Below are 10,466 nucleotides of genomic sequence, written 5' to 3'. Positions count from 1 at the left end.
ACCTCAAGCATGACGCGCAAGCCAAAGGCGAAGCAGGATGAACAAGGTCGGTATGTGTCAAACAAAGCCAAACAAAAGGCTGGGCTAAACAAGTCTATTTTAAACGTTGGCTGGCACATCATAGAGATTTACACCAAATACAAGGCCTACCAAGCAGGAAAAGCCGTCTTCAAAATACCCGCCCCGCATACCAGTCAGGAGTGCGCTATATGCGATCACACTCACCCCGACAACCGTAAATCACAAGAGCTATTTGTGTGCGGTAACTGTGGCAATACTGACAATGCAGATAACAACGCATCAAAGGTCATAAAGAAACGGGCAATTAACCTAATATTAGACACTGGAACGGTGTTGTCTGACGATGGAGTTCTAATAACTCAGGCAGATAGTGGACGTGGAGGCAATTGTAAGACTAGCCGAGTAAAAAGCTCGACTAGCGGTGTCCAACGAAGCGTCAAAAAAGAAAGGTTAGTAGCTTAGGCTATTATCTTGGAAGCTCGATGCCTTTAGGCGCGAGTAGTTCACATAGTTAATTGTTGAGATTGATGCAGTGCTTTTAGGGCCGATGGATCTGTAACATTCTCTGTGAGTTCATTGTAATACTTAAAAACCTTTAAAAGCTTTGGGCGTTTCTTTTTAGTTGTGACAAAATGTTGTCAGTCAACTTTAACCAATTAGTTTCATATTCCCATGTCTTTTTAAAGTCTGCATCGCTTCTTGAACTTTCAAGCATTTCTCTAAAATCGAAGACATCTGAAAAATTATCAGCCGTAACATCATACCTTCCATAACCTCGGTTTTCAGGCACAATATATTTTAAAAAATTAGATTTAAAATCAGCTATAGTGCTTACCAATTCCTCTGAATTATTTAGCCTTTCTTCTAAGAATTCTTTTTCAAAATCTGTAATTGTGCCTGTCGCTTCTAAAGCACCAGATTGGTTTATAGCGATTCCCCAATTTTTATTGGCCAATGAAGGGTTCTGCCGATTTACATCTGAAAGAAGTGAGTCATAGGGAGACAGCATTTTTTCTACCGCCTTAGGCAGACTACCTCCCGGCAAATATAATTCACCAGTAGCAACAGCTAGCTCATGCATATAGTCATCAACTGTTTTAGTTATGTCTATCTGGCTCGATGTCATCGTCAGCGGTTTGGTATACGTTTGGTTTAGCTCTGGAGGCGCGCTTTCATGATATACGTCATCCGCCAATTTTTTAAGCTCAGTTTCTAAAAGAGCCTTGCCATTTATAGGTGACTCTAAAGTCACATTTTGATTATTAAGTGGTTGCGGTAAACTTCCAGAATTAACCTTCATAATACGTCCCTGATTTAGTGATGTAATTTCATATCGGCCTATTCTGATGATTCTTTACATTCATCGTTTTTTAAAAAAGGCAGCCAAGCTAATTGTATTATTATTAGGGATAGATTATTCTTTAAAAACTTAGGGGAGTAGTCTCTTGCATTTAGCAAGGAAACTGTCAACAGTCTCCGAGCAACATCGCTCGTGGCAGTTTCGAACCGTATCAGGTTTTGACAAGACTTAAGGCAATGGGTCATTTCGGGCAGAGGTGGTTTATTGCCTTATTATTCCAGTCTGCCCTAAGGGTAAATAATGAAACTACGTCACTGCCAAAGCTCACTTCATTTTGTAAATAGACCTGCCATACGCCTATCAGGTATTGCTATAGAGGGGGCTCAGTCATGGTTTTAGCTATGACAGCTATTATTGCGGGGTTTATCTTACTCGTATGGAGTGCAGACCGCTTTGTTGAAGGAGCGGCATCTACAGCTGGTCATGCTGGCTTGCCTTCAATTTTAATTGGTATGGTTATTGTTGGTTTTGGGACTTCGGCTCCGGAAATGGTTGTATCAGCAATGGCTGCAAGTGATGGAAACCCTGACTTAGCGTTAGGTAATGCACTTGGGTCCAACATTGTAAATATTAGCTTAATTCTTGGTGTAACAGCCATCATTGCCCCTATCACTGTTCAGTCTAAAATTGTTAAAAATGAGCTTCCCTTACTATTAGTTGTCGTACTTTTTTTGGGGTATTTGCTGTATGACGGCGCTTTATCAGTGGTTGATGCAAGTCTGTTGCTGGGCGGATTAGTCTTGTTCTTAGCATGGTCTGTGTACTCAGGTATGAAATCACCGAGTGATACCCTTAAAACAGAATTTGATACTGAGCTTAAAAGTCACGCCATGTCCTTAGGAAAAGTAATTTTCTGGCTCATCGTGGGCTTAACATTACTCATTATTAGCTCTCGCATACTTGTTTGGGGAGCGGTTGAAATTGCAACTGCGCTCGGTGTCAGTGACCTTATTATCGGCTTAACTATCGTTGCATTAGGGACATCTTTGCCAGAGCTTGCAGCTTCTATTATTGCCGCTAAAAAGGGAGAGCATGACATCGCAATTGGCAATGTTGTGGGGTCGAATATGTTTAACATCTTAGCTGTAATTGGTATCGCTGGTATTATTGAGCCTATCCCTCACATTTCTACAGACGTACTTTACCGAGATTGGAGTGTGATGCTTGTACTTTCCGTCATGTTGTTGGTTATGGCTTACGGTTTTGGCCGACAAGGCAGGGTAAACCGTTGGGAAGGTGGTGTCTTGCTTACTTCTTACATTGCTTACAATGGTTACTTAGTTAACAGCATCATTAACTAGCTTTCGTTATCAAATCATTTAGAAACAAACGCGTATATTATTTATATTTAAAGGGAAATCACCGATGGAAACCATCATAAACTTTTTTTCTGAGCACCAATTACAAATCATAGCGATAGCCAAGAATACATTGCTTACTATTTTCATTTTAATAGGAGCTAGTATTTGCTCAAAGCTACTTAAACGAGCTGTACATAAAGGTGTTTACCGATTGAGCAAGCATGATGAAATCATTACTAAGCTGCTTACCACGCTATCAGGCTATGTGGTTTATTTAATTGCAATTGTGATTATTTTAGATTTATTTGGAGTCAATACGGCCAGTCTTGTCGCACTCGTCGGTGCCGCAGGCTTAGCGATTGGTCTAGCCCTAAAAGATACGCTCAGTAATGTGGCTGCGGGGGTCATGCTACTTTTCTTAAAGCCTCTAAAAAAGGCAGAGTTTGTTGAAGTGTCAAGCTATACAGGGAGTGTAAAAGATTTAGGTCTATTTACCACTGTCCTTGAAACCGCCGATGGTGTTTTTGTGTCAATCCCAAATAGCACGGTTTGGGCAAATGCGATAAAAAACTTTACGAGAAACGAAAAGCGTCGCATGGATATCACTGTGGGTATTTCTTATGGTGATTCAATTGAAGATGGGCTTGCGGCATTAAGGGAGCTTGTTAGTGAAGAATCTCGAATTTTGATTGAGCCAGCCCCTCAGTATTTAGTCCACACATTAGCAGATAGCTCTGTGAACTTGCAGCTTCGTGCTTGGGTCGCTACACCACATTACTGGGATATATATTGGCAAACACAGCGTAAAATTAAAGATAAAGTGGAGAGCAAAGGGATTACTATTCCGTTCCCTCAACGTGATTTGCACATAATAAACGGCGATAAAAAATAATGAAAAACCTCGCTCAGTCCTAGCACGTTTCTCTATGATAGAGTGACAGGACTGGGCCTTTGCTTGAGAGCATAGCTCGCGTGTAATAATTTAAAAACAGAATTTACTATGCTCAAATATTGGTATAAAAACATTCCAGCACACCACAATAGTCCTGAGCTATTTTGGCGAAGCCGTTTGATCGCCCATTCTTTATTGATATGTACTGTGTACTTCTTTGTACTGACTGTTATCAATATCTTTAAATTCAACAGCTATGAACTCGCTTTGCTTGATGCGGTTGGGCTAACTTTGTCTATTTTACTATATGTTTGGTTCATTAAAAGCTCAAAAATTAAAGCGGTTTCATGGGCTGTGGTGTTATTGATTAACAGTTTAATACTGACATTTATTATCTCAATTAACGGCGCGGCCTATTCATTATTTTGGGCAACATTAATTCCTCCATTTTCATTTTATTTAGTAGGTCGAAATTGGGGAAGTTTACTTAGTGCGTTTGCTTTTGCAGTGTGTGCTTTTATAGTTTATGAACACTCACAGAATCCGGAACCTCTTAAAATTGGCCTTGGCTCTGTTTTTAATATTATTGAAGTTGCCATTGCTCACATTGTCTTATTTCGTTTCTATGAAAAAACTCGGTTTGCTGCTTATGATACGTTGGCTGAGAAAAATCAGCTTATTAAAAAACTCGCTGAAACCGATAAACTCACTGGATTGTTTAATCGAGAAAAACTAGATAGAACGCTTTCAAGTTTACTAAAAAGCTCGAATTTTGGTTTCATACTACTAGACATTGATTATTTTAAAGAAATAAACGATACCTATGGTCACTTGGAAGGCGATAAAGCGCTTGTCATTGTTTCAAATAAATTAAAGTCAGTATCTCCAAGTAAAGCGTTATGTGCTCGTTGGGGTGGCGAAGAGTTTGTAATCATCATTGAAGGGGCAACCTTAGATGAAACAAAAGAGATTGCAACGACCATTATTACAGATATAAATGGTATTTATTTTCACGAAAAAAGATTGTCAGTCAGCTGTGGAGTGACGGTCAGTCGTATTGATGATAATACGTTGACAGTAATTGAACGTGCTGATTCAGCTTTATATCGTGCAAAGGAAAATGGCAGAAACCGGATTGAGTGCATACTTTGATATCATTTAAATCTTTTCTAACTCACTTTTCAAAAACGATTTAGAAGAAGATTTCGGGGCAAATACTTTAAACTGTATTAATTCAGACAAGATCTGACATTCGGCTTTTGCAGCACGCTACCTAAACAAGCTTGTGTTCGTGAGTTACTCATTCCTCTTACACGTAAACAGCGTCAGTTTTTTATAGCCTCGTTGCCGAGGGTCCTAAATATGCTTTTGCAGTGTTGCTATGTATCTAGATGTTAGGAATGATGCAAACAATAAAGCAATAAAAGGTATGTATGCCCCAGCTGTAGGGTAAAAGTTAGGTAGGGCGAAATATACTATGACACCTACTAAAATACCTTTGGTTAGTTTCTTAATAACTAACATACGAGTCTTTGTTTTGTTACCGAATGTATAAGCCCTAATTCTCCAGCTATAAACACCAATAACTAGTTGAGCAAGTGCGAAAGGCACTAAAATATAAAGCCAAATCATTAAAAGGTTTGCTCTGTGTAAGATTTGGTATGTAAGCGTTTGTATGTTGTTTGTTACTCTTTTAACTAAAGGCAAAAGCTTTGCTGTTAGCCTGGCTAAAGGGTTTTTATCGTCTGTATCTCGATTTACCTTGTCCAAGAAATACTGCTTAAATCCTGACCTTACAATGATTGTGTTGTAGTGCCTATGCGATGCATCAGTAAGGTTAAGCCAGTTTTTTTCACCGATGGCCTTGTAGCTCGCTTTAACTTCATTTTCTAGCATTTTGTTAAAGCTGGTGGGGTTTAAAGCAAGAACCTGTGCTGCCAACGCAAATAGAATAAAGATGAATAACTTTGAGTATTCTTTTTTTCTATTTTGCTCTCCAGACTTATCCTTATACAGGTCTTCGCTGTCATTCTCATAAATCATGACGAAAACGCCTCCTTAAATGTAAGGGTTTTACTTTCATCAAAATTAGGAACGCCGAAATAGAACAGGTGTGAACGCTTCACAATCTTGCGCAGTAGAAAGTGTTGTATCATCAGTAATGATTCTTGATTTAACTCTTTTTCAATCAAGTTTGGTTTAGCGCGTATTGCTGAGTTCTTGTGCGTGATTAGAAACTGGCTGATTGTCTCTAAGAGTGGGTCCCATACTGCAATACACGAGCCTGACCCCCCTGTGTAGACCATAACATCGAGTACGGCTGTAAGTTCACTTGTAACCGTGAAGAGAAAGGATTTAAAAAACTCTGCTCGGCTCAGATGTGAATTAAGTACAAGAGAGTGCTGACCAGCTTTATTAATGATGTGATTAAATAGATCTACATCTTGTTGTGGATGCTTCAATTCATCCCCAATAAAATCTAACAAATATCGAAGTGTTTCTTCCACAGCAGGTGCTTTCTTGTAGATGACCGAGTATATGTGCTTGTTATCTTCTGAAAGTGAATTATTCACATTGCTTTTTTTGTAGCATCTACTTTGGATTTTATATACTTTTTCTCTGCTCATCGTTGTATTACCGGTACTTTAGCTTTGATTGTTCTGCCGTCAGCAAGTCGTGCTACATATTGTAAAATAGGCAGCGAACCAAGTAGGCTTTCGTTAAATGCTTTGTCGTTTTGTTGTGTAAGCCTCTCAGCGTATGAAGAACCAAAGTCAGTCATGTCATTTGTGTTCCCTGAACTTTGACCTAAAGTGATTTGCTGGCTGGTTATTGGCACTTCACCAAATTGGCTGGAAGCATATTCTTGAGTTGATGTGTCGTTTGCTCTCATAGAGAAGAAGTTGTTGCACAGACCTAATACACGGTTTGCAGTAGCTGGGTCTGTTTTAGCTTCAATATCAGCTTTAGTTTGGGTTGCAATAAACATTTGCATAAATGCTGCACGACCTTGGGCTAATAAATTCAAAAGAGCATCATTCCCAGCAATCGCTGCATGTACTTCATCCACAAACACCGCTACTCGACGGCCTCTCCCTTCTGAGAAGTTGTATCGTGAACCTGCTACAGCAGCAATGTCAGCTAAAACAAGTTTGCTCAAATAACCCGCTGTCTTTGTGTCGCTGAGAGAGTCAAGCGCCATGTAAAGTAGTCCTCCATTTTCAACGATGTCTGAAGTGTCTACATAACGACTGTCTTTCTCTCTTATTTTCCCTGATTTCTTTGATACACCTTCAATGTGATTTGATGTGTAATCTGTAGTTTCACTTTCAGCTGTTTCGTATCTAGTATCCTCATCACGCGCATCTAAGCTTTCTGCTATCGCCTCTTCTGGTGATATAAGCTCATCCATAGGTGTAGATGTAAGGACGCTAAAAATAGGAAGTAAATTAGCTGTCATCTTTTGCATATGCTCGGCGTTGTGCGTAAGCAACTGAATTATGCCATCCACTTCTGGTGATTGATGTTGTTGAGATATAACTTGTTGATAGTAATTTAGCATTTGCTCTAAACGAGTTTTCCCGAAAGAGCTCATTTTGGCGCTAAGTTGAGTCTCCCAATCTTCCCCTAAGCATTTAGCGTAGTGTCTTTCAAGGCACTTTTGAGTTAAGGCGGTTTTGCCTGTTGTCACATAACGAGCAATCGATTTGATTTGTGGTTGTATGCCCGCATAAAGCATCGCGTTAACTGTTGAGTTTATGACGTTCCAGTTGAATCGAATGAAGCTATCTTCTTTACCCGACTCAACCATAATGGATGCGATACGTTCAGCTATCTCAGTCGGTCTATTCCAGTTTTTAATCGGATCTATTGTGCAAGATGTAGATGGTTTAGAAGGGTGAAAGTAGTGGAAGTGCTCGCCCTTACCAAAATGCTCCATTTCCGCTTGTAGGGCTTTGCGCCACGATGAATCGTTTTTTGGGTCTAATACAATGACGGTATAGCCTTTGTGGATCATCGCGAGGCTAAGCAAAATGAACATTGTTGTTTTACCGGTACCAACATTGCCCATAATCATAGAGTGGCCAAAGAACGTTTCAGCATCTACGTATTGCCTTTCGGCATCCCCGACACCATCAATCCATGGCTTACCGCCAAGCTTTAACGTTTCTTTACGCCACTTTTTAACGAATGGTTTAAGAAATAGTGGAAGCTTCACCTCTTGTTTGTCAGAGTATAATCCTTGTATTTGATATGAGCGATTTGCATGCTCCACGCCCCATTCAAATCCATTTCCAATGAATATCTTGTTATTTCCCTTCTTTTTGTTGTTTGGATTTAGGATATTCTCTTTAGCCATGTGCTCTTGACGTATTGCTTTTATATCCTCGAATTCAATCTTGTTGAAGAAGATTTTGCACTGGCGTTTGACTAGTGGAATTGCCTTTAGAGTGTAGTGTCCACATTGAGCGGTGAGTATTGTAGTGATTCCAAAACCCACCATACCGATATGGCCTTCACTCTCAATAACGCTTGAAGTAAAGGTTACAACACCAGCGGCTAAAGAGGCGTAAGCCTTATTTAACTCATATACAGGGCGGTATAAATTTTCGTGGAATAATGGGTTACTACGTTCCTGCGTCATGTTACACCTTAATATGTATGTCATTCTTATCTTGTACGATTGAACTCGACAAGATATTTGTTTCGCTGGCTTTGCTGTTTGTGACGGCATTAACAAGAGTTTTCTTATCTCTTATAGGTGCAATTAAAAAGCCGTCTCTTAACTCAACTTTTTCGTGAATAATGTTTCCAAATAATAATTCAGCAGTCTTAGGGGTTAAGCCAATAGCAAGCAGAGATTCAATATCTAACTTTGCTTTCTGAGATGTATTATCAGCCGCGGTTACATCAGAACTATCCTGATTTTCAATTGATTTCGGCTTTTTTTCAGCTTTTTGGTTTTGACTTGATTCAAGCGGCTTCGCTTTAACGTATTTACGCTTATTGATGATGAAGTAACGAATTAATGCTGGTGGCTTTCTTTCGATAAGCCCCGCTTTTTCAAGTTCGTTTTCTAGATTGTCGTCAAGGTTGTCTTTCCATTTATCATCAACAAGGTAGTAGTTTTGACCATCGATTAAAATCGGCTCTAAGGTCTTTATGAACTCAATGGCTTTGGTCGTTGAAGTCACCTTAATACCACTCTTTGGTTTTGGGGCTGCTTTTTTAAGTGTTGTTTCGTTATTTTGCTTTTCCGGTACCTTTGCGCTTTGTTGGTTGGTTGGAGCAAATAGCTCACCATTAGTGTTCTTTGGTTTTTCCTTTTTAGGTTTATCTTTGTTTGGGCTATCCTTTTGAGCTGCTTTTGCTTTTTCAGATGGATTGTTAGGCTTAATGGGCTCTTCCGCAGTAGCTTCTCCTTTGGCTTTACTGGTATTAGGCTTGCCGTTTTTTTGCGGGCTTTTTGTTGCCGAATGCTCAACTTTCATTTCTAGAGAATCACTATTAGCTTTTAAGTGAGCCGCAGCCTCATGAGCAATAACATTTTCTTCGCTTATGTATCGGTAACCCTCACTTGAGTAGATGACTGCGTTTAGCCCCATGTCGAGTTTTAATAGGCCGTAACGGTTTGGTGGAATAACTTCACCTTTAAGCAAAAATAAAGGCCACTCCAGACGAATAACGCCAATACCGCCCTTAAGATTTTTACTGATGAGTAAATCAATACCCTCAGACAGGTTAGTAACAGTTTCAAAAAAGAGCGCGTAATCAGTTTTTTCTTGCTTACGAAGAATGCCCCTATCCATCATTTTTTCACGCAAAAGACTTGGGTTGTTAGGAACAGTTGGATCTGATTGATGCATTTCCTTTGCTAACTCATTGAAGCATTCAGGCCACCGAAGGTATATCTCGTTATCAATAGCAATAGCTTTACCTTCTGTTAGCCATATTTTGGCTTTATCTTGCATTAGCTTAAGGATTTTCTCGTGTAATGCTGACTTCCTTGCGCCAAGGTCGTTGTCCCAAGTTGTTTGAATGTCTTTGGCAGTTGAAATATAGTCAGCTGAGCGAACCGCTCTTTGTAAGTAGCCATCTATACCTTGATAGTTTGCAAGGGTGGTGCTTATGTCTTCAAGTAAGTTGCCAGGGCATGTGCCTATGTACCTCTTTGCATCAGGTGTGAGGATTTGTTGAAATATGGGTTGCGGAGAAACTTCATGCCCCTTATGAATTCTGTCTTTTCTCCATCTAATGCCAACTTTTGTTATTTTGTTTTTTTCTTTCCAACTAACAAGGTCCTCTATAATTGGAATCCAGATATTATTTGGATTGCTTTTATCGTAAATATCCATATCAGTTTGCATCTTCCCGGCATCGTGCACTAAGCCGCAAAGCCATGCGGCGTACTGATATCTTTTTGTTCTTTGTCTCTCGATGTCTAGAGGGAATTCTTGAGGGAGGAATTGAGACTTTGCTTGCCTTAATGCCAAATCAGCTACTTGTAAACTATGTTCAATTAAGCCGAACTCTTTAGCATGGTGATAACCTTCAGAAGCAGGAAGGTTGCCACAATATCTAGCGTAGTTTTTAATCGTATCTATAAATAGACCCTGAAAGGTTAGGTTCTCTTTTTCCCAATCATGGCAATTTCCAAAACAGTAGCGAGTTTGAGCAATTAAATATTTATTATCATCAATGATCTGATTAACTAACTCTGGGCTATTCGAACTATCAAGATCTACATTGCACTTCTTTGCGTCATCTCTCATCAAGCGAGCGGCATTTTCACTTTGAACGATTAGATACTTTTTCTGAACTTTAAAAAAAAGCTTAATTAAAATAGTAAAAGGAATAAGTAAAAGCTTCATATTTCTCTCTGGAAAAATTA

General features: G+C 39.5%; 9 protein-coding genes. 4 read left to right on the top strand and 5 right to left on the bottom strand.

All coding sequences use genetic code 11. The features are described from left to right. Positions 1-483 (top strand): transposase (locus ABMY41_RS15830; RefSeq protein WP_235378151.1); only part of this gene is annotated, 483 nt, incomplete at its 5' end. A 133-nt stretch (positions 484-616) separates the two neighbouring features. Here the strand turns inward: ABMY41_RS15830 and ABMY41_RS15825 are convergent. Next, complete coding sequence (locus ABMY41_RS15825) at positions 617-1,321, bottom strand: hypothetical protein (RefSeq protein WP_055022485.1); 705 nt, start codon at positions 1,319-1,321, stop codon at positions 617-619. Between the two features lie 389 nt (positions 1,322-1,710). Here ABMY41_RS15825 and ABMY41_RS15820 point away from each other — a divergent pair, with 389 nt between their 5' ends. The 3 genes from ABMY41_RS15820 (at position 1,711) to ABMY41_RS15810 (ending at position 4,726) form a co-directional block, all read left to right on the top strand. Further along, the gene (locus ABMY41_RS15820) at positions 1,711-2,682 is read left to right on the top strand and encodes a calcium/sodium antiporter (protein ID WP_339612273.1); all 972 of its coding nucleotides are present in this window, start codon (positions 1,711-1,713) and stop codon (positions 2,680-2,682) included. 64 nt (positions 2,683-2,746) lie between these two features. Then, positions 2,747-3,574 (top strand): mechanosensitive ion channel family protein, encoded by an 828-nt coding sequence (locus tag ABMY41_RS15815; RefSeq protein ID WP_055022483.1) that lies wholly within the window; start codon positions 2,747-2,749, stop codon positions 3,572-3,574. A 108-nt stretch (positions 3,575-3,682) separates the two neighbouring features. Next, positions 3,683-4,726, top strand: a complete 1,044-nt coding sequence (locus ABMY41_RS15810; protein ID WP_138558834.1) for a GGDEF domain-containing protein — start codon at positions 3,683-3,685, stop codon at positions 4,724-4,726. A 204-nt stretch (positions 4,727-4,930) separates the two neighbouring features. Here ABMY41_RS15810 and ABMY41_RS15805 read toward each other — a convergent pair whose 3' ends face one another. Genes ABMY41_RS15805 through mobH form a run of 4 tightly spaced genes read right to left on the bottom strand, consistent with a single transcriptional unit; the run spans position 4,931 to position 10,446 of the window. Next, the gene (locus ABMY41_RS15805) at positions 4,931-5,617 is read right to left on the bottom strand and encodes a DUF4400 domain-containing protein (RefSeq protein WP_138601292.1); all 687 of its coding nucleotides are present in this window, start codon (positions 5,615-5,617) and stop codon (positions 4,931-4,933) included. Then, positions 5,614-6,201: a hypothetical protein gene (locus tag ABMY41_RS15800; RefSeq protein ID WP_349275385.1), complete on the bottom strand. Its 588-nt coding sequence runs from the start codon at positions 6,199-6,201 to the stop codon at positions 5,614-5,616. The genes ABMY41_RS15805 and ABMY41_RS15800 overlap by 4 nt, the downstream gene beginning before the upstream one ends. After that, positions 6,198-8,219, bottom strand: a complete 2,022-nt coding sequence (locus ABMY41_RS15795; RefSeq protein WP_199524916.1) for a type IV secretion system DNA-binding domain-containing protein — start codon at positions 8,217-8,219, stop codon at positions 6,198-6,200. The genes ABMY41_RS15800 and ABMY41_RS15795 overlap by 4 nt, the downstream gene beginning before the upstream one ends. A 1-nt stretch (position 8,220) precedes the next feature. Then, complete coding sequence (gene mobH, locus ABMY41_RS15790; RefSeq protein WP_349275382.1) at positions 8,221-10,446, bottom strand: MobH family relaxase; 2,226 nt, start codon at positions 10,444-10,446, stop codon at positions 8,221-8,223. Between the last annotated feature and the right edge of the window lie 20 nt (positions 10,447-10,466).

The sequence above is a fragment of the Pseudoalteromonas sp. BZA4 genome (assembly GCF_040104395.1).
Taxonomy (GTDB): Bacteria; Pseudomonadota; Gammaproteobacteria; order Enterobacterales; family Alteromonadaceae; genus Pseudoalteromonas.
The sequence above is the reverse complement of the archived record's forward strand: the minus strand, read 5'-3'. Positions and strand labels throughout refer to the sequence as shown.

Excerpts from the sequence above, each read along its gene's own strand:
- ABMY41_RS15810 (WP_138558834.1), top strand. The coding sequence starts at position 3,683 with ATGCTCAAATATTGGTATAAAAACATTCCAGCACACCACAATAGTCCT.
- ABMY41_RS15820 (WP_339612273.1), top strand. The coding sequence starts at position 1,711 with ATGGTTTTAGCTATGACAGCTATTATTGCGGGGTTTATCTTACTCGTA.
- ABMY41_RS15795 (WP_199524916.1), bottom strand. The coding sequence starts at position 8,219 with ATGACGCAGGAACGTAGTAACCCATTATTCCACGAAAATTTATACCGC.
- ABMY41_RS15815 (WP_055022483.1), top strand. The coding sequence starts at position 2,747 with ATGGAAACCATCATAAACTTTTTTTCTGAGCACCAATTACAAATCATA.
- ABMY41_RS15805 (WP_138601292.1), bottom strand. The coding sequence starts at position 5,617 with ATGATTTATGAGAATGACAGCGAAGACCTGTATAAGGATAAGTCTGGA.
- ABMY41_RS15825 (WP_055022485.1), bottom strand. The coding sequence starts at position 1,321 with ATGAAGGTTAATTCTGGAAGTTTACCGCAACCACTTAATAATCAAAAT.
- mobH (WP_349275382.1), bottom strand. The coding sequence starts at position 10,446 with ATGAAGCTTTTACTTATTCCTTTTACTATTTTAATTAAGCTTTTTTTT.
- ABMY41_RS15800 (WP_349275385.1), bottom strand. The coding sequence starts at position 6,201 with ATGAGCAGAGAAAAAGTATATAAAATCCAAAGTAGATGCTACAAAAAA.